The following is an 18,923-nucleotide window of genomic DNA, read 5'->3' as shown; positions in this document are numbered from 1 at the left end:
GATGTCGTGGACGTTGTGCTCGCTCGGGTCGGACGCATGACGGGCGACGGCGCGGTGGTCGGCACTGTCGTGGAGAACAGCCAGGCCGTGGTGGGCAACCAGGCCGTAGCGGTCAGCCGCCGCTTGTCCGCGGTCGTCGGGGAGTGCCCGGACGCGTCAGGTCACGCCGAGGAAGTGCAGGACGGCAAGCACCCGGCGGTGGTCCGCGTCGGCCTTCGGCAGGTCCAGTTTGGCGAGGATGCTGTTGATGTGCTTGGCCACTGCGCTCTCACTGACCACGAGCTGCGTGGCTATTCCGGCGTTGGACCGCCCGCCATCAGCTCCAGGACCTCGCGTTCTCGTGGGGTGAGACGGTCCAGCGGGTCGCTGTGGCGGCGTACCAGCAGCTGGGAGACGACCTGCGGGTCCAGCGCGGTGCCGCCTTCGGCCACGCGCCGCAGGGTGTCGGCGAACTCCTCGACGTCCGCGACCCGTTGTTTGAGGAGGTAGCCGATCCCCGACGTGTGGGCGGACAGGAGATCGGCCGCGTAGCGCTCCTCCACGTACTGGGAGAGCAGCAGTACGGCAGTACCGGGCCACTGCTGTCTGATGACCAGCGCGGCTCGTACCCCCTCGTCCGTGAAGCCGGGAGGCATCCGGACGTCCACGACCGCGATGTCCGGCCGGTGTTCCTCCACCGCCGCCAACAACGCCTCGGCGTCGCCGACTTCGGCGACCACCTCGAATCCGGCCACCTCCAGGACCTTGGCCACGCCGATCCGCAGCAGGACGGAATCCTCGGCGATCACGGCGCGCACGGCAACTCCACGGTCATGACGGTCGGTCCTCCGACGGGGCTGTCGACCGACAGCCTGCCATCGACCGACGCGACCCGCTTGGCCAGCCCGGTACCGCCGGCGGGTTCGGCGCCGCCCACGCCGTCGTCGCTGACGACGAGAACCAGGGTCGCGTCGAGGCACTCCACCGTGACCTCGGCCCGGGAAGCCTCGGCATGCTTCACCACGTTCGTCAGCGCCTCGGAGACCATGAAGTACGCGACGGCCTCGACCGCGGGCGATGGCCTCGACGGCAGGTTGACCGTCACCCCCACTGGAATGGGCGCCCGAGCCGCGATACCCGAGAGCGCGGCGTCGAGGCCGCGATCCTCCAGAACGGCCGGGTGCAGCCCGCGCACCAGGTCGTTCAGCCCCTCTATCGCCTCCTTCGCCTCCCGGTGCGCCTCGTCGATCACGCGGCGGGCGTCCTCGGTCAGGTCACCGAGCGTCGCCTTGGCCAGTCCGAGGTTGACCGCCAAGGAGACCAGCCGCTGTTGGGCGCCGTCGTGCAGATCGCGTTCGATACGCCGCCGTTCGGCGTCGACCGCGTCCACCAGGCCCGCCCGGCTCTCGGCCAGGTCCTCCACCCTGCGCGCCAGCTGCTCCTCGCGGCTGGGTCCGAGCCGGGCCGCGGCGGTGCGGGTGTCGAGCCGGGTGAGGGCTCCGGACAGCCAGGATGCCGCGTAGAGCAGGGCGATTCCGGCGGCGGTGGCGTATGCCGCCGAGAGGGTGTAGCCGGCCTGGCCGAGGCGCCGCTCGGGCGGAACGAGCCAGATCCATACGTAGACCGAGGCGGCCACGGCGGACGTGGCCCACATCAGAAGGACGAAGACCGCTCCGAGGGCCAGGAGCGGCCCGACCAGCAGGTGGTAACCGAGCTGCCGCCGGCCCGCCGGGGAACGCAGCCACTCGGGCAGCGGGGGACGCGGCCCGCCGTAGGGCGAGGGGATGTCCACACCGAGACGGGTGCGGAAGCGGGCGTGCTGGGCCTCGGTCAGCGACGGCCCGGCCAGCAGGACGGCCGCGAGCGGGACGAGAACCGCGAGGAGGGTCGCCGCCAGCGTCCGCGGGACGAAGAAGATCCATGGCAGAGCCATGACGACCAGGACAGCGAGCTGGATCAGAACCCCGGTGACGAGGAACGCGACCGGGCGTCCGGCACCCTGGAACGGCCACTGGATCACGCGCCGCAAGCGGCGGTTATGTGTATGAGGGAACGGTAAGTGCCGAGGTCAGGGGCGGTCCATGACGTAAGCGTCCGGCTTGGGGGTGTAGGTGGTGCCACCCCGGAACGGACATCTGCGTTACTGACTGTGATCGCCGCGCGGTCGAGGCTGGAGGCCATGAAGGAGAACCCCGAACACGAGGAGCCCGGGAAGATGAGTGCGCTGATCACTCGTCAACCCCATGGTGTCGAGCGCCGGTCGGCCCTACGGCGGGTGCGCCGCTGGTACCGGATGGAGCACGTCCTGGTCGCCTGCGGACTGGCCCTGCTGCCCTGGCTGGTCGTGCTGGCCGGCACCCTGCCCGCAGCGGCCGTTGCCTCGAACTGGCGCACGGCCTGGATCGGCCTGGACGCCGCGGAGGCGGTGGCCTTGATCGCCACGGGACTGCTGGCCGTACGAGGTCACCGCCTGCACCCGCTCACGGCCACCGCCGCCACACTGCTGGTGGTCGACGCCTGGTTCGACACCATGACGGCGGCACCAGGCGTGGACCGGGTCTCGGCGGTGGCGATGGCACTCGGCGCGGAGCTGCCGCTGGCGGTGGTGTGCGTCGTACTGGCGGGGGGCTGATCCTCAGACCGCTATCCGGTTCGACACCGTGGTCGGCTCCGTCTCCGGGACCGTGCGCCACAAGGCGGCGGAGAGCCAGATCAGGATGGCGCCGACCAGGATGTGCAGCGTGCTGGTGAGGAGGGATTCGGGGAACGCGGTGAGGAACGCCAAGAGGGGCAGGACCACGGCGTACCCCCAGGACGGGATCCGCGGGAAGACCCGGGCGCGGATCATGGACGCCCCGAACAGGGCGCAGCCCACGGCGAAGACGGCTGCGGAAGCGAGGAGCGCGGGGACGGTGGGGCCGGTCAGGGTCTCTTCGATGATGGCGTCGTCCAAGTAGAAGAGCACCAGGTTCGACGCGAACGCGGCGCCGCCGAACAGGCCGAGGCCGATGAGGTTCAGGGTGACGGCGCTCGTGCCGAGGCGCCCGGTGGCCGGGCCCTGGCGCCGGTGCAGTGCGGTGAGCAGTGGCAGGGCGAAGGCGGGGGCGAAGGCGAGCGGGACGCTGGTCGCCGAGGTCTCTCCGGTGAACGCCTCGACCAAGCCGGGCAGGGCGATCAGCAGGCCGGCCAGCACGCCGCACAGGGCGCCGGCGCGAAACGTCGATGAGTTCAAAGAGGTCGCAGAGGTCGATGAGGGCATGGTGATGCTCCCCTTGCTCGGACGGTGGGTGGTTGACCGGACGGTTGGCTGCCGGTTCGGACGGTGAGTGTCCGCTCGGGCAGCGGGTCCGGGTCGTAACCGTAGGAGGCGGACGGTCGGCGTCGGGAGGTGAAAGACGTCGTGTGTCGGCGGCCGAAAGTCACGGCCTACGGGCGGCGCCGAGCCGTTCGGCACGTGTCGTCGCGCTCGATCCGGGCGGGATGTGCTCGCGGTGTCCCCTGGCGGTCGTGGTCGGCCTAGCCTTGCGGTGACGGGTGAGGGGGTGCGCATGGTGGCGTATGTGCCCGTGCCGTGGGTGTCGCCGCTGCTGTACGGCGTCGTACTGGTGGGTGGTCTGTACTCCGCGGCGGCCGGGCTGGGCGACGGCCCCGGGCCGGCGGCCTGGCGGACGGCCGGCTTCGTCGCCGTGATCGGTGCGCTGTTCGTCCTGGAGGCGCTCGGGCGCCGTCGGCCCGATGCCCGGGCAGCACTGCTGCTGGCCCGTTGCACCCTGATCGGAGCGGTGGTGGTGCTGGACGCCTCGGGGCTGTCTCAAGTGCTGGTCGTACTGGTGCCGTTCACCGCCTACTTCGCTTTCGGCCGTACGACCGCCCTGGCGCTGGCCGCGCTGTGTCTGGCCGGGTTGCTGACCACGTACCTGGTGACCGCGCCCGGCTGGTACCGCGAACAGGAGTATGTGGCCGACCTGTTGATGCTCTTCGTCGGGCTGGTGCTGGCGATCTCGATGGCGGCGGTGGCCGCCGGGGAGCAGCGTGCGCGGCTCGATCTGGAGGCGTATGCCGCGCGGGTCGCCGAACTGTCCGCCGCCACCGAGCGCAACCGGCTGGCGCGGGACATCCATGACAGCCTCGGACACCATCTCACCGCGATGTCCGTGCAGTTGGAGATGGCCTCGGAGTTCCAGAGCCTGGATCCCGACGCGGCCCGGCGGGCACTGGAGGAGGCGCGGCGATCGGTGCGGCTCGCGCTGGGCGACGTACGGCAGTCGGTGCGCGCCCTGCGGGACGAGGCGACGCGCCCCGCGCTGTCGGCGGCGCTCGCCGCGCTGGCGCAGGACGGTGCGGCAGGGCCGCGGGTCACTGTCGAGGTGAGCGGCGACGAGGAGGGTTACGGCGTGGCCGAGTCGACCGCGCTGCACCGGGCCGCGCAGGAGGCCGTGACCAACGCGTGCCGCCATGCGCGGGCCTCGCGGGTGACCGTGGTGGTTCGGTTGGCCGGGAGCGCCGCGCGGCTGGAGGTGACGGACGACGGTCGCGGCTTCGCACCGGAGGCGGCCGCCGCCGGGTTCGGGCTGCTCGGCATGCGGGAGCGGGTCCATCTGGTGGCGGGGAGCGTCGACGTCGAGAGCAGCCCGGGCGCCGGCACCCGGGTGACGGTGACGGTCCCGCGCGGGACGACGGCGAAGTCCTCGGTGGACGGGCAGGCGGTGACATGAACGACGAGGAGCCCGACCGGGCGGCGCCCGTGCGGGTGCTGGTGGTGGACGACCAGCGGCTCATCCGGGACGGCATCGCCTCCCTGCTGTCCATCCGGCCGGGCATCGAGGTCGTCGGCACCGCCGTGGACGGCCGGGACGCTGTGGCGCGGACGCTGGAAAGGGAGCCGGACGTCGTGCTCATGGATGTCCGGATGCCCGGGATGGACGGTGTCGAGGCGGTCGCCGTCCTGCGTGAGCGGGCGCCTGAGTGCCGGGTCGTGATGCTGACGACGTTCGACGACGAGGAGTACGTCGTGCAGGCGATGCGGGCCGGCGCGCACGGCTATCTCCTCAAGGACCTGCCGGCCGAGGAACTCGCCCACGCGGTCCGCCTGGCGCACGCGGGCGTCACCCAGCTCGACTCGTCGGTCGCCCACCGTCTGACCGCCTTCCTGCCTCGTCCCGAACCAGCCTCCGAGGCTCCCGCCGTCTCCCTCAGCCCACGCGAGACGGACATCCTGCGGCTCGTGGCACACGGCCACACCAACAGGGAGATCGCCGCGCAGCTGTACCTCAGCGAGGGCACCGTCAAGAACCACGTCTCCCGCATCCTCAGACGCCTCGCCCTGCGCGACCGCACCCAGGCGGCGCTCCGGGCCCGGGATCTCGGTCTGCTGTGAGGCTCGGGCGTCAGCGGCAGACGGCCCAGTGGTACGGCCCTGGAGGGCAGGTTTCCCGGTCTGGTCGAGGCCGTTGTGGCCGCGGATCAGGGCCGGGGCTGACGTGGACGTATACGACGACGCGGGTGCCGCCGAGGGTGCCGGTGAGGTCTGGCAGCGGCACCCTCGTGCGGGCGGGTCAGGCCGCGGCCAGTGTGGCGGGCTCGGCGGGATTGTCGGGCTCGTCCAGGAGGGCCATCAGGGTCGCTCGGGCGCGGGCCACGCGGGAGCGGACTGTGCCGATGGGGCAGTCGCCGGCCTCGGCGGCCTCCGCGTAGGGAAGACCGACGAGTTGGGTGAGGACGAAGGCCTCCCGGCGCTCCTCGGGCAGCGACTCCAGCAGGTCCAGCAGGACCACGCCGTCGTCGAAGCCGGGCAGATCGCGTGGTTGCGCGTTCTCGACGGCCAGCTGCCAGTCGGGTACGTCGGCCAGGCGGGGGCGGGCGGCGGCGTACCGGAAGCTGTCGATGACCGAGCGGCGGGCGATGGACAGCAGCCAGGAGCGGGCGGAGGAACGGCCCTCGAAGCGGTGCAGGCTGCCGAGGGCACGCAGGAACGTGTCCTGTGCCAGGTCGTCGACGGCCTGGGGGTCGGCACAGAGGTAGGCGACGTAGCGCTGGACGTCGCGGTGCAAGGCCCGGACGAACTGCTCGACCGCGTCCGCGTCACCGGCGCGGGCGGCGAGGGCCCACGCGGTTATCGAGTCGTCGAGCGTTGCCCTTTTCTCGACTGCATTCGCGGTCGTTTCCGCGGTTGCTTTCTCTGCCGCGCGGGGCGCGGTGGGCAGGACAGAAGTGATCACCTGGTGTCCTTCTCGTCATCCGTGATCCGGACCGGCGGCGCACGGGCGCGCGGGCGGTCCGGTGAGTGGGGAGACGGCCGTACGACGGCTGTGCGGGCGTACGGCCGAGGCCCAAGGCACCGCTGCATGGGTGACCTCGGGATGCCGGCTGTCGTCAGGAGACAGCGGTCCCCAGGGGCGGACCCCGAGAGGTGATCGCGTGGACGAGAAGACGCAGGCTCGGCGCCCGGTCCGAGCGGGGGCGGCGTACGCGCGGGCGAGGGCGGTCCGGGGCGGCGGGCAGGAGCAGCGGCAGCCGTAGCGGCGCCGCCAGCCATCCGGCCACCGCCCGCAGGATGCGGAACGCGGCCCGCTCGCCGTACGCCAGCCAGAGGCCGGTGAGGAGCGCGGCGAGCAGGTGGGCGGCGAGCATGCCGGACGATGCCGAGCCGCCGCCGTCCATGGAGTGCCCGATGTGATCCGCGTGGCCCATGTCCGCGTAGCCCATGTCCATGTGGCTCATGTCCATGCGGTCCACGCCCGGCTGACCCATGTGACCCATGTCCATGGAGGCGGTGCCCCCGAACCCTGTCGCCGACGGGGCGGGCGAGGTGGACTGGGCGAGCGAGAAGGCCGAGTGCAGGGCCGTCTGCGCGGCGACCACGACGGTCACGACCAGCGGCAGTCCGCGCTCGCGGCCCGCCAGGCCCCAGCCCACGGCACCGGTCGCGGCCACACCGGCGGCGAGTGTCCACGCGGGCACGGAGGAGCCGGACATCAGGACGTGGCCCAGAGCGGCGAGCACCACACAGACGGCCGCGAACACCGCGGCCCGTACTGTGCGAGAACACCACCCTGCTGTCATGGCGCCTCATCCTCGCATCCGGACACCGCTCGTCATACGGGAGTACGGAAATCGCCCCGGGCCTCGACTCACCCCACGACACGTGATCCAGGGCACATCCGGGGCACATCCGGGGCACATCACGAGGCGTCGACCCGGTCGCGCACGCCCCCGTCATGCGGCACGCCCGCTCTGGCTGCTACTGCCAGACGTATCTGGCTGCTACTGCCAGACGTACGAGCGGCAGTGGTACATAGCCGAGTCGTCCCAAAACCCTGTGCTCGTTGCCTCGCGTCCCGTGCCACACAGTGGATGCCGTGCCGCACCGAAGGCCTGGTGAGGCGGCTGCCGATCGCGTTCCCCCTGTCTCCCCATGCCCTCCCCCGTGTCCCGGCGCGCGAAGACGCTCATGTCCTCTTCCGTCCTCCGCCTTCCGTCCTCCGCCCTCCGCCCTCCGCCCTCCGCCCTCCGTCGACCGAGAGAGTGGTCATGTCCACCGAGACCTCCGAGTCACCTGCTCCTCCCCCCGAGGGATCCGCGTCCGCCCCGACCCGGCGCACGTTCATCGCGACCACCGCCGTCGGCGGTGCCGTCGTGGCGGGCGGCCTGGTGGCGGGGTCGTCCGTGTTCGGCGCCGAGCCCGCGGAGGCCGCGGACGCGGCGCCCTCAAGCCGCGTCACCCTGACCGTCAACGGCGAGCGGCACACCGTCACGGTCGACAACCGGACCTCGCTGCTGGACCTGTTGCGTGAACATCTCGGCCTGACCGGTTCGAAGAAGGGCTGCAACGCCGGTGCCTGCGGCGCCTGCACCGTCCTGGTCGACGACCGCCGGGTCAACTCCTGCCTGACGCTGGCGGTCCGGCTGGAAGGCGCCGAGGTCACCACCATCGAGGGCCTGGCCAAGGGCGAGCGACTGCACCCGCTCCAGCAGGCGTTCATCGACCAGGACGCCTTCCAGTGCGGCTTCTGCACCTCCGGCCAGATCATGTCCGGCGTCGGCTGCATCGACGAGGGGCACACCGGCTCGGCGGAGGAGATCCGGGAGTTCATGAGCGGCAACATCTGCCGCTGCGGCTGCTACGTGAAGATCGTGCGCGCGGTCGAGCAGACCGCGCACGGGAAATGAGGCACGGCCCCCATGCATTTCTTCTCCTACACCAGAGCCTCCGACACCCGACAGGCCCTCGCCGCGGGCCGCGCCGGCGGCCGGTACATCGCCGGCGGCACCACCCTGGTCGACCTGATGCGCGAGACCGTCGAACGCCCCGGCACCCTGGTCGACATCAGCGCCCTGCCCCTGCGCGAGATCACCGTCACCCGGCGCGGGGGCCTGCGCATCGGCGCGCTGGTCCGGATGTCCGAGGCCGCCGTGCACCGGGGGGTGCGCGCCCTGTATCCGGTGATCTCGCAGGCGCTGGAGCTGAGCGCGTCGGCGCAGCTGCGGAACATGGCCACCATCGGCGGCAACATCATGCAGCGCACCCGCTGCACCTACTTCCGCGATGTCACCGCCGACTGCAACAAGCGCGAGCCCGGCTCCGGTTGCGCGGCCCTGCACGGCGTCAACCGCACCCACGCGATCCTCGGCACCTCCGACGACTGCGTGGCCACCCACCCCTCCGACGTCGCCGTCGCCTTCGCCGCGCTGGAAGCGACCGTGCACCTGCTCGGCCCGGACGGGGAACGCGGTGTCCCCTTCGCCGACTTCCTGCTCCAGCCGGGCAGCACACCGGACCGCGAACAGGCCCTGCGCCCGGGCGAGTTGATCACCGCTGTCGAGCTTCCGGCCCTTCCGCGCCCGCTGAGGTCGGGCTATCTGAAGGTCCGCGACCGGCAGTCCTACGAGTTCGCACTCACCTCGGCGGCCGTCGCCCTGCACATCAGCGGCGGGGTGATCCGCCAGGCGAAGGTCGCCGCCGGAGGCGTGGGCACCGTGCCCTGGAAGCTCACCGCCGTCGAGCGGCAGCTGATCGGGCGGCGACCGTCCGACGCCCTGTGGACCACGGCCGCCCAACGCGCCGCCGACGGGTCCCGGCCCCTCCAGCACAACGGTTTCAAGGTCGAGTTGCTCAAACGGACCGTCGAGCGCCAACTGCGCGTCGTAGGAGGTGGCAAGTGAGCCCGCAGCCGAAGGCAGCCGTCGGCGCCCCGCTGTCCCGGGTGGACGGACGGCTGAAGGTGACCGGCCAGGCCAAGTACGCCGCCGACCACGACATCAAAGGGGTCCTGCACGCGGTCGTCGTCGACAGCAGCATCGGCCGCGGACGGATCACCGGTATCGACACCCGCGCCGCCGAAGCCCAGCCCGGCGTCCTCGGCATCATCAGCCACCTCGACAAGCCGAGGCTGGCCTACCGCGACAACCCGGGCCCCTTCCCGGGCGGGCGGCTGCGCGTCTTCCAGGACGACACCGTCCGGTTCTTCGGCCAGCCCGTCGCCGTCGTGGTGGCCACCGCGCTGGAGGCCGCGCAGCACGCCGCCGAGCTGGTGAAGGTCTCCTACGACGCCGAGCAGCCGTCGACCGACCTGACCCGCGGCCAGGCCGTGGACGGGCCCGCGCCCTTCGCGCGGCCCTACGCCCGGGGCAATGCGGCGGAGGCGCTGGGTAGCGCGGACGTCCGGATGGAGATGACCTACCGGCTCTCCCGCAACCACCACAATCCGATGGAGACGCAGGCCACCGTCGCCCGTTGGGACGGTGACGAGCTCACGCTGTGGGACAAGACCCAGCATGTGATCGGCACGCGGAACGAGCTCGCGGCCGTGTTCGGCATACCGCAGGAGAACGTGCGCGTCCTGTCGCCGTTCGTCGGCGGCGCGTTCGGCAACGCCCTGCGGGCCTGGCCGCACGTCACCATCGCGGCGCTCGCCGCACGCGAGCTCGGCCGTCCGGTGAAACTCGCGCTGACCCGCAGGCAGATGTACTTCACGGTGGGCTACCGGCCCGCGTACGAGTACAAGCTGAGCCTGGGCAGCACCCGGCGCGGACGGCTGACCGCGATGACGCACGAGATGAAGTACGAGACCTCCCGCTACGAGCAGTTCTGGGAGGCCAACCTGGCGCTCGGGCAGATGCTCTACGCCGTGCCCAACGTCAGCCAGAACGTCCGGATCGTGCCGCTCGACGTCAGCACCCCGATGTGGATGCGCGGCCCCGGCTACAGCAGCTCCGCGTTCGTCATCGAGACCGCGGTGGACGAACTCGCCCACCGGCTCGGCATCGACCCGATCGAGCTGCGGCTGCGCAACGAACCCGGCGAGGATCCGTCCACGCAGCAGCCCTTCTCGACCCGGCGGCTGCGCGAGTGCTTCCGCGTCGGTGCCCGCGAGTTCGGCTGGCACCGGCGCAATCCCAGGCCGCGCTCCACGCGTCACGGCGACTGGCTCATCGGCACCGGCGTGGCCACCGGCTGCTACGACGTCTTCCGGGGGCAGGCCCAGGCCCACGCCCGGCTCGACGCCGACGGCACGGCGGTGCTCCAGTCGGCGACCCACGACACCGGCACGGGCACGTACACCTCCATGACCCAGGTCGCCGCGGACGCCCTCGGCCTGGCCGTACGCCAGGTCGAGTTCCGGCTCGGTGACTCCGCCATGCCGCCGGCGCCTGCCCAGGGCGCCTCGCAGACCATGCTCAGCGTGGGATCCGCCGTTCAGGACACCTGCGACAAGCTGCGGCGGCAGGCCGTCCAGCTCGCCGTCGAGGACGAGGGCTCACCGCTGCACGGCGTCGCCGCCGACGACGTCGTGGTCCGCGGCGGCCGGCTGCACGTCAAGGGCAGCCCCGCGCGCGGGGAGACCTACCGGCAGCTTCTGGCCCGCAACAACCTCACCCACCTGGAGGCGCGCGGATCGTACACGCCGGAGGAGGAGAGCCGGTTCTCGATGTACGGCTACGCGGCGATGTTCGCCGAGGTCGCCGTCGACGCCCGGCTCGGCCTGGTCCGGGTGCGGCGGATGCTCGGCGTGTACGACGCGGGGCGCATCATCAGCCCCAAGCTCGCCGACAGCCAGGCCATCGGCGGCATGGTGGGCGGCATCGGCGCGGCCCTGCTGGAGCACACGGTCACCGACCACCGCGACGGCCGGATCGTCAACGCCAACCTCGCCGACTACCTCGTGCCCGTCAACGCCGACATCCCCGATCTCAAGGCCGTCTATCTCGACGGTGAGGACTACAGGGCGGACCCCATCGGCGTGAAGAGCCTCGGAGAGCTCGTGCAGATCGGTGTGGCACCCGCCATCGCCAACGCGGTCTTCCACGCCACAGGCCGCCGCGTCCGCGACCTGCCCATCACCGCCGAAGCCCTCCTCTGAACCCCGCCCGGCCGGTCCGCCGCCGCGCCGCACTGTCCCCCTACCGGCGCGGCGGCGGTCCACCCACCCACGAAGGACACCCTCCGAAGGACACCTCTCATGCTGAACATCGCGGACATGCTGTACCGCTGGTGCCGCGAGGCCCGCCCCTTCGCCCTCGCCACCGTCGTCCAGGTCAGCGGCAGCGCACCCCTGCCACCCGGCACCGCGCTGGCCGTGAGCACCGACGGCGAGGCGGTCGGCAGCATCTCCGGAGGGTGCGTGGAGGGAGCCGTCTACGACCTGTGCCGACAGGTGCTGGAGTCGGGCGAACCCCCGGTGCGGGCCCGGTTCGGCTACTCCGACGACGCCTTCGCCGTGGGCCTGACCTGCGGCGGCGAACTGGAGGTCCTGGCCCAGCGGATCGACCCCGCCGACCGGCCCCACCTCACCACCGCCCTGGAAGACGTGCTGGCCGGCCTGCCCGTCGCCGTGGCGCAGGTCGTGGACGGTCCGCGGCACCTGCTCGGCCGTATCCTGTCCGTCCTCGGAGGCGGCAACGCGTACGACGGGACACTGGGCAGCCAGCGGGCGGATCGGGCGGTGGCCACCCAGGTCCGCGGGCTGCTGCGGGCGGGCCGAACCGCCTGCGTCGAGGTGGGCGGGGACGACGGCACCTGCCCCGACAGGCTGACACTCCTGGTCCACACGCACGCGGCACCGCCCCGCATGCTGATCTTCGGCGCGGTCGACTTCGCGGCCGCCCTCAGTCAGGCGGGGCGCTTCCTCGGCTACCGGGTCACCGTGTGCGATGCCCGCCCCGTCTTCGCCACCCCCGCCCGCTTCCCGTACGCCGACGAGGTCGTCGTCGACTGGCCCCACCGCTACCTGGAGGCCACGGAAGTCGACGCCCGTACCGCGCTCTGCGTCCTCACCCACGACGCCAAGTTCGACATCCCCCTGCTGCGCCTGGCCCTCGGTCTCCCCGTCGGCTACGTCGGCGCGATGGGGTCCCGCCGCACCCACGAACACCGCCTGGAACGCCTGCGCGAGACCGGCGTACCCGATGAGCACCTCGCGCGCCTGCGCTCACCCATCGGACTCGACCTCGGCGCCCACACCCCCGAAGAGACGGCGATCTCCATCACCGCCGAGATCATCGCCCACACCAACAACGGCACCGGTCTGCCCTTGTCCCGCGTCCCCGGTCCCCTCCACGGTTCCGTCCCGGTGCCCCGGATACCGTCGTCGGCCGCGCTCCTGTCCACATGACGGCGCGCCGCCGTGTCAGCGCCGCCGTGTCAGCGCCGCGACTCCATCTCCCAACTCGCCAGTGTCCGCAGGGCTTCCTCCGACGGGGAGCCCGGTTCGGCGTGGTAGGTGGTCAGCCGCATCGGGGCGCCCCCGGGCAGCGCCAGGGGTTCGTGGACGAGGTCGAACTCTCCCACCAGCGGATGCCGCATCCGCACGGACTCACCGGCGCTCCCGCAGCTCACCTCGTGCCGTGCCCACAGCTGCCGGAACTCCTCGCTCTTCTGCGACAACTCCTGGATCAGGGAAGCGAAATGCGGATCGGCGGGGCTCTTGCCGGCGTTCATGCGCAGCGCGCCGACGACGCGCCGAGCCGGGCCGTCGGGGTGGACGAACCGGTCGCGCGTCTCGGGCCACAGGAAGATCAGCCGGGCCACATTGCGCTCCTGGGGCGGCAGTTGGGCCCAGTCCCCGAAGACGACGGCGGCGAGGCGGTTCCAGCCCAGGACGTCCAGGCGCCGGCTGACGACGTAGGCGGGCACGCCGATCGTGTCGAGGAGGTGCTGGACGGTGGGCCGCAGCCGTTGCGGCGGGGGTACGGCCTGTGGCGTGGCGTCCCGTTCGGGCTGGGCGAGCCGGATCAGATGGCCGCGCTCCTCGTCGTTCAGGCGCAGGGCGCGGGCCACGGCGTCCAGCACCTCGGCCGACATGGTCTCGCCGTAGCCCTGCTCCAGGCGCGCGTAGTACGCGTAGGACACCCCGGCCAGCTGTGCCAGCTCCTCGCGCCGCAGTCCGGGAACCCGCCGCCGCCCGTACGAGGGCAGGCTCACGTCCTCGGGCCTGAGCCGGGCCCTGCGAGAACGCAGGAACTCCCGCAGCTCGGCACGCCGGTCGAGTCCGGACGTCACTTGGTCACCGGGCGCCACGTGTGAAGACATCTCTGTCCTCCCGTTGTCAGACGTACCTCGCTGTGCCAGGCAGAGTACAGCATCGAATCTGCAACTCATCTTGATACTGAGTCTCACAGTGATGTACGGTCTCGATATAAGACTTCGCAAGCCTTCATCAGCTTCACTTCGAACGGAGCGCTTTCCCATGAGCAAGATCTGGTTCGTCACCGGTTCCTCGCGCGGCTTCGGCCGCCAGTTCGTCCAGGCCGCCCTGGAGCGCGGCGACAAGGTCGCGGCCACCGCCCGCGACACCGGCTCCCTCGCGGACCTGGTGGCCGTCCACGGCGAGGCGATCCTGCCGCTGACCCTGGACGTCACCGACAAGGCCGCCGCCACCGAGGCCGTCCAGCGGGCGCACGACCACTTCGGCCGCCTCGACATCGTCGTCAACAACGCCGGCTACGGCCTGTTCGGCGCGGTCGAGGAGCTGACGGAGCAGCAGGTCCGCGACCAGATGGAGACCAACTTCTACGGCGCCCTGTGGATCACCCAGGCCGCCCTGCCCCTCCTGCGGGCCCAGGGCAGTGGCCGCATCGTGCAAATCTCCAGCGTCGGCGGTGTCACCGCCTTCCCCAACCTCGGCGTCTACAACGCCTCCAAGTGGGCCCTGGAGGCCATGAGCGAGGCCCTTGCCCAGGAGGTCGCGGGCTTCGACATCAAGGTCACCCTCGTCGAGCCCGGCGGCTTCGCCACCGACTGGGCGGGCTCCTCCGCCACCTTCGCCGGGCAGCTGCCCGCCTACGACGACCTGCGCGCGGCCGTCGCCGCGAACTGGGGCACCGTCGAGCACGGCGACCCCACGGCCACCGGCGCGGCCCTGCTGAAGATCGTGGACGCCGACAACCCGCCCCTGCGGGTCTTCTTCGGCACCGCCCCGCTCCAACTCGTCCCGCACATCTATGCCGAGCGCCTGAAGACCTGGGAGGAATGGGCCGACGTCGCCACCCAGGCCCAGGGCGGCGCCGCCTGATACTCAGTATCAAGTTGAGCCCTTGCGGTAGCCTGCCGGTATGAGCGAGCCCGCCCGTACCGCCGACCAGTCCGCACCCAAGCCGCCCGGACTGCGCGCGCGCATGCGTGCGGCGGTCCAGGCGGAGGTCGTCGAGGTGGCGCACCGGCTCTTCACCGAGCAGGGATTCGACCGGACGACCGTCGACCAGATCGCCGGCGAGGTGGGCCTGTCGCGCGCCAGCCTGTTCCGGTACTTCGGCACCAAGGAAGAGATCGTCCTGGGGCGCCTGGAGGAATCCGGCCGCCGGATCGCGGAGGCGCTCGCCGCCCGCCCCGACGACGAGCGGTCCTGGGAGGCGCTGCGCAGGGCGTTCGACGTCCTGACGCAGGCCAACGAGCAGGCGCCCGAGCAGACACTCGCCTATCTGCGCATGCTCCAGGAGACCCCGTCACTGCGTGCCGGGCACCACGAGAAACAGATGCGCTGGCAGGAGCTGCTGGTGCCGGACATCGCCCGGCGGCTGGGAGCGGACCCCAGCCACCCCGAGGACACCAGGCCGGGCGCACTGGCCGCCGCCGCACTCGCCTGCCTCGACGTGGCCGCCACGGCATGGGTGGCCTGCGAGGGCACCGTCCCGCTGGCCGTGCTGCTCGACCGGGCGATGGGCGCGTTCACGGAGTGACATCGCCCGCCGGATCCGGCGGGCGATGTCAAAGGGGTCGCAAGGTTTCTGCCGGGCGCGGGCCAAGATCGGTCCTGGGGCGATGCGCGGCCCGTGGCGGAGGTGGATAGTTCCCGGCACCTACCGTCGTGCGGCCATGCCCGCAGGTCAGAGTGCGGCCGAGAGCGCCGATGCCCACTCGTGATGACGGTCCTCGGTTTCGAAGGAACCGCATGAGCAAGAGAGTTCAGGCCGCGACGGGATGTTCCAGACCCGCGGCGAGCAGGATCCGTACGAGAGTCACGGTGGTGTTGGCCGCCTCGGCCGCCGTCGCTCTCGGCGTCGCGGCCGCCGGCCCCGCCACCGCGGCCGGTTCGAGCACCGCGGCCGGGCCGGACGTACCCAGGCGCATAGGCACCGCTCCCCGGGTCCCTGCCGGCGGGTCCGTCGTCGGCGCCACCGCGTCGGGCACCACGCTGCACCTGAGCGTGCATCTCTCCCCGCGTGACCCGCGGGCGCTGGCCGACTTCGTCACCGCGGTGTCCACCCCGGGTGATCCGCTGTATCACCGATACCTGGCCAAGGGGCAGTTCGCCGCGGCCTTCGGCCCCACCCGGGCCACCGTCGCCGACGTCTCCCAGGCGCTGAAGGCGGCCGGTCTCGCTCCGGGCAGGGTCAGCCCGGACGGCCTGTCCATCCCGGTCACGACCACCGTCGCGCGGGCGTCGCACGCCTTCGCCACCGGGTTCAGCAACGTCCGCCTCAAGGACGGCGCAAGGGACGGCACAGGAGACGGCACGATCGGCTATCTCAACACCTCGGCCCCCGCGCTGCCCGCCCGCGTGGCGGCGTCGGTGACCGGGATCGTCGGTCTGAGCGACCTCGGCACCGTCGTCAGTCACCACACGCCCGTGCGGCACGTGAGCGAACCGGCCCCGGTGACCGGCCGCGGCCCGCGCACGGTGGCCCCCCGGACGTACAGCCCGGGGCTCTGCGCCGACTTCACCGGGTCTGGTCTCTCCGACGGCACCGACTACTACAGCCCCGGCAAACTGGCCGGCACCTACGGGATGACGAGTTCCGCCACCGCCGGTGCGGGCCAGACGGTGGCCGTGTTCGAGCTGGAGAACGTCGACCCGGCCGCCGTCGCCGCGTACCAGTCCTGCGCGGGTACCGCCGCCTCGGTCTCCCATGTGTACGTGGACACGGCACAAGGGGCGGGTGCCCCGGCCGGCAGCACGGTGGACGACCAGCCGGTCGGTGTGGAGTCGGCGCTCGACATCGAGGATCTGATCGGTCTGGTCCCGGGCGCGAGCATCATCGACTACCAGGGCGTGGACGCCTCGTCCGCGACCGACCAGAACGTCCTCGACGTCTACCAGAAGATGGTCACCGACGACCAGGCGCAGGTCATCTCCACCAGCTGGGGCCTCTGCGAGCCGGTCGAGAGCGGCGCGACCGCGAACGCCGAGAACACGATCTTCGCGGAGGCCGCCGCACAGGGGCAGAGCGTCGTCGCCGCCTCGGGCGACAGCGGTTCCAGTGACTGCGAACCCGCGACCGGCTCCGCCTCCGCCGCCGTCGACGACCCCGCGAGCCAGCCCTACGTCACCGGCGTCGGCGGCACCACGATGACCGGGTCGGGCGGCACCGCCACGCAAAAGGCCTGGAACTCCGACGGCGGCGGCAGTGGCGGCGGCGTCTCGACCCGCTGGCAGCCCACCGTCTACCAGGGCGGTGTCGCCACCACGGGCAAGCGCGCCGTCCCGGACGTCGCGGCTCTGGCCGACCCGAGCACCGGCTACCCGGTCTACTTCACGGACGCCGCCCAGGCCTCCGGTCCCCTCCCCGGCATCATCGGCGGGACCAGCGGCGCGGCCCCGACCTGGGCCGCCGCCGTCGTCCAGGCCAACGCCGCCACGGCCTGCCGGACGAACGGCCGGGCCGGCTTCCTCAACGACGCTCTGTACCGGGCGGGACGCGCCGACTACCCGGCCGGCTTCTGGGACGTCACCAGCGGCAACAACTCCGTCTTCGCCACCGGGTTCACGGCAGTGGCGGGCTACGACGAGGTCACCGGCCTGGGCGCGCCCAGGGAAGCCGGTCTGACCACCGCGCTCTGCGCCCCCAGGGGCACGGCGGCCACCGGAGCCTCCACCTTCCATCCGCTGGCCGCTCCGCGGCGCGTGCTGGACACCCGCAACGGCACCGGCTGGGGCCTCAGTTCCCATCCGACGACGAAGCCCCTGGTCGCCGGCGGCACCGCCCCGGTCAGGATCGAGGGCGTCGCGGGGATACCCGGCAGCGGTGTCACCGCGGTCGTCCTCAACCTCACGGTCACCGGCACCACCGGCTCGGGCTCGCTCACGGCCTGGGCCGACGGCACCACCAAACCGTCCACCAGCGCCCTCAACTGGACCGGTACCGGCCAGACCCTCGCCGCCTCGACGACGGTCGAGGTGGCCGGTGACGGTGTGGTGGACCTCGCGACCAACAGCGCCACCCATCTCATCGCCGACGTCCAGGGCTACTACACCAGTGACAGCACCGGGTCCGGCTACTCGGCGCTGAAGCCGGCCCGTCTGCTCGACACCCGCGACGCGACCGGCATCTCCACCACCGGCAAGATCACCGACAGGGCGGTCAGCCTCAAGGTCCGCGGCCGTGGGGGCGTGCCGAGCGAGGCCACCTCCGTGGTGCTCAACCTGACGGCGACCCAGACCGTCGGCAGCGGATACCTGGAGGCCTACCCCGAGGGCGCCACCCGCCCGACCGCCTCCGACGTCAACTGGTCGGCCACCGGGACCACCGTCCCGAACCTGGCCGTCGTGCCGATCGGCGGCGACGGCAACGTCAGCGTCTTCGTCCGCGGCACCAGCCATGTGATCGCCGACGTCTCCGGGTACTTCTCCCCGGCCGGCGCGACCTTCCGGACGGTGCCCCCGCAGCGCCTGCTGGACACCAGGAGGACGACGGCGCTCGGCTCCGGCGCGACGCTGGCCCTGCCGGTCGCCGGCGCCGGCTCCATCGCGGCCGATGTCAAGGCCGTCGTCCTGACCGTGACGGTCACCGGTACCACCGGCACCGGCTATCTCACCGCCTGGGCCGACGGCACCGGCCGGCCGACCGCGTCCAACCTGAACTGGGTGAAGGGCAGGACGATCTCCAACCAGGTGATGGTGCCGGTCGGTTCCGACGGCAAGGTGGACTTCTACACCAACAGCACCACCCAGGTGATCGCGGACGTGACCGGCTACATCAGCTGAAGTGTGGGCGGCAGGGGCGGGTGCGGGATGATGGCCGGCATGCGTATCCGCCTCGACGCCGTCGACCTGCCCGGCCGTACCCGCCCCGCCTCCGCCGACGGCGCGGTTCCCGCGTACGACAACCTCCACGTCGCCGTGCAGCGCCGCGACCGTCCGGCCGAGCTCCTCGACCCGCAGCCCGGCGACGCACCGTCCGCGACGTGGACGCTGGAGTGCGTCACGAGCGCCTCGGCGACCGGCACCGAGGTCAAGGGCGCCTACGTGCAGAACAGGCTGGGGCGGCGGTTCATCTATCTGTCGTGGGGCACGGTCGACGAGTCGGGCGTCTTCACGATGTTCCGCCGCGCCAAGGTGATGCTCGACCTCGTCCCCGCCGACGTACTCGCCGCCGCCGAGCGCGACGGGCTGCTGGTCGGGCGCCTCGGTCTGACCGACGCGCACGGCGGGCCCCTGTGCGCACGGGTCGAGCCCCCGCACATCACCTGGACCGCCGCACACGCCTAGGAGGTCTCGGGCGCCGCGTGC

Annotated in this window: 16 protein-coding genes and 1 pseudogene; 11 read left to right on the top strand and 6 right to left on the bottom strand. The window is 72.0% G+C overall.

The window, feature by feature from the left end:
• Nucleotides 1-156 precede the first annotated feature (156 nt).
• Both SLINC_RS23975 and SLINC_RS23970 read right to left on the bottom strand, forming a co-directional pair.
• A pseudogene (locus tag SLINC_RS23975) lies at nucleotides 157-797 on the bottom strand (response regulator transcription factor).
• Nucleotides 785-2,008, bottom strand: coding sequence for a sensor histidine kinase (locus tag SLINC_RS23970; RefSeq protein ID WP_067436785.1), 1,224 nt, complete (start codon nucleotides 2,006-2,008; stop codon nucleotides 785-787). The pseudogene SLINC_RS23975 and the gene SLINC_RS23970 overlap by 13 nt, the downstream one beginning before the upstream one ends.
• 150 nt (nucleotides 2,009-2,158) lie before the next feature.
• Between SLINC_RS23970 and SLINC_RS23965 the strand changes: the two genes are divergently transcribed.
• On the top strand, nucleotides 2,159-2,611 hold the full coding sequence (locus SLINC_RS23965) for a hypothetical protein (protein ID WP_310736453.1): 453 nt from the start codon (nucleotides 2,159-2,161) through the stop codon (nucleotides 2,609-2,611).
• A 3-nt stretch (nucleotides 2,612-2,614) separates the two neighbouring features.
• Here the strand turns inward: SLINC_RS23965 and SLINC_RS23960 are convergent, their stop codons facing one another.
• The gene (locus SLINC_RS23960; protein ID WP_225988370.1) at nucleotides 2,615-3,172 is read right to left on the bottom strand and encodes a hypothetical protein; all 558 of its coding nucleotides are present in this window, start codon (nucleotides 3,170-3,172) and stop codon (nucleotides 2,615-2,617) included.
• 355 nt (nucleotides 3,173-3,527) lie between these two features.
• Here SLINC_RS23960 and SLINC_RS23955 point away from each other — a divergent pair, with 355 nt between their 5' ends.
• Together SLINC_RS23955 and SLINC_RS23950 are read left to right on the top strand one after the other, a co-directional pair.
• Complete coding sequence (locus SLINC_RS23955) at nucleotides 3,528-4,694, top strand: sensor histidine kinase (protein ID WP_067436779.1); 1,167 nt, start codon at nucleotides 3,528-3,530, stop codon at nucleotides 4,692-4,694.
• Nucleotides 4,691-5,356 carry a response regulator gene (locus SLINC_RS23950; protein ID WP_067436776.1) on the top strand — a complete coding sequence of 222 codons (666 nt, stop codon included), beginning with the start codon at nucleotides 4,691-4,693 and terminating at the stop codon, nucleotides 5,354-5,356. Before SLINC_RS23955 ends, SLINC_RS23950 begins: the two co-directional genes overlap by 4 nt.
• 178 nt (nucleotides 5,357-5,534) lie before the next feature.
• On the opposite strand, the gene SLINC_RS23945 is transcribed toward SLINC_RS23950, so the two are convergent.
• Nucleotides 5,535-6,197, bottom strand: coding sequence for a sigma-70 family RNA polymerase sigma factor (locus SLINC_RS23945; RefSeq protein ID WP_079164689.1), 663 nt, complete (start codon nucleotides 6,195-6,197; stop codon nucleotides 5,535-5,537).
• 154 nt (nucleotides 6,198-6,351) lie between these two features.
• Nucleotides 6,352-7,041, bottom strand: coding sequence for a hypothetical protein (locus SLINC_RS23940; RefSeq protein ID WP_067436774.1), 690 nt, complete (start codon nucleotides 7,039-7,041; stop codon nucleotides 6,352-6,354).
• 468 nt (nucleotides 7,042-7,509) lie between these two features.
• Here SLINC_RS23940 and SLINC_RS23935 point away from each other — a divergent pair, with 468 nt between their 5' ends.
• The 4 genes from SLINC_RS23935 to SLINC_RS23920 all read left to right on the top strand — a co-directional run bounded on the left by SLINC_RS23935 (nucleotide 7,510) and on the right by SLINC_RS23920 (nucleotide 12,590).
• Complete coding sequence (locus tag SLINC_RS23935; protein ID WP_067436771.1) at nucleotides 7,510-8,148, top strand: (2Fe-2S)-binding protein; 639 nt, start codon at nucleotides 7,510-7,512, stop codon at nucleotides 8,146-8,148.
• Between the two features lie 12 nt (nucleotides 8,149-8,160).
• Nucleotides 8,161-9,141, top strand: a complete 981-nt coding sequence (locus SLINC_RS23930) for an FAD binding domain-containing protein (protein ID WP_067436763.1) — start codon at nucleotides 8,161-8,163, stop codon at nucleotides 9,139-9,141.
• Nucleotides 9,138-11,339: a xanthine dehydrogenase family protein molybdopterin-binding subunit gene (locus tag SLINC_RS23925; protein WP_067436760.1), complete on the top strand. Its 2,202-nt coding sequence runs from the start codon at nucleotides 9,138-9,140 to the stop codon at nucleotides 11,337-11,339. The genes SLINC_RS23930 and SLINC_RS23925 overlap by 4 nt, the downstream gene beginning before the upstream one ends.
• A gap of 99 nt (nucleotides 11,340-11,438) precedes the next feature.
• The gene (locus SLINC_RS23920; protein ID WP_067436759.1) at nucleotides 11,439-12,590 is read left to right on the top strand and encodes an XdhC family protein; all 1,152 of its coding nucleotides are present in this window, start codon (nucleotides 11,439-11,441) and stop codon (nucleotides 12,588-12,590) included.
• A 29-nt stretch (nucleotides 12,591-12,619) separates the two neighbouring features.
• Here SLINC_RS23920 and SLINC_RS23915 read toward each other — a convergent pair whose 3' ends face one another.
• On the bottom strand, nucleotides 12,620-13,507 hold the full coding sequence (locus SLINC_RS23915) for a helix-turn-helix domain-containing protein (RefSeq protein WP_067436757.1): 888 nt from the start codon (nucleotides 13,505-13,507) through the stop codon (nucleotides 12,620-12,622).
• A 157-nt stretch (nucleotides 13,508-13,664) separates the two neighbouring features.
• On the opposite strand from SLINC_RS23915, the gene SLINC_RS23910 reads away from it, so the two are divergent.
• The 4 genes from SLINC_RS23910 (at nucleotide 13,665) to SLINC_RS23895 (ending at nucleotide 18,902) form a co-directional block, all read left to right on the top strand.
• Nucleotides 13,665-14,489, top strand: coding sequence for an SDR family oxidoreductase (locus SLINC_RS23910; protein ID WP_067436754.1), 825 nt, complete (start codon nucleotides 13,665-13,667; stop codon nucleotides 14,487-14,489).
• 40 nt (nucleotides 14,490-14,529) lie between these two features.
• Nucleotides 14,530-15,153 carry a TetR family transcriptional regulator gene (locus SLINC_RS23905; protein WP_170068280.1) on the top strand — a complete coding sequence of 208 codons (624 nt, stop codon included), beginning with the start codon at nucleotides 14,530-14,532 and terminating at the stop codon, nucleotides 15,151-15,153.
• A 212-nt stretch (nucleotides 15,154-15,365) separates the two neighbouring features.
• Nucleotides 15,366-18,398 carry a S53 family peptidase gene (locus tag SLINC_RS23900; protein WP_152039010.1) on the top strand — a complete coding sequence of 1,011 codons (3,033 nt, stop codon included), beginning with the start codon at nucleotides 15,366-15,368 and terminating at the stop codon, nucleotides 18,396-18,398.
• Between the two features lie 39 nt (nucleotides 18,399-18,437).
• Nucleotides 18,438-18,902 (top strand): DUF5990 family protein, encoded by a 465-nt coding sequence (locus SLINC_RS23895; protein WP_225988369.1) that lies wholly within the window; start codon nucleotides 18,438-18,440, stop codon nucleotides 18,900-18,902.
• Nucleotides 18,903-18,923: the final 21 nt, after the last annotated feature.

The sequence above is a fragment of the Streptomyces lincolnensis genome (assembly GCF_001685355.1).
GTDB lineage: Bacteria > Actinomycetota > Actinomycetes > Streptomycetales > Streptomycetaceae > Streptomyces > Streptomyces lincolnensis.
This window is presented reverse-complemented; position numbering and strand designations above follow the sequence as displayed.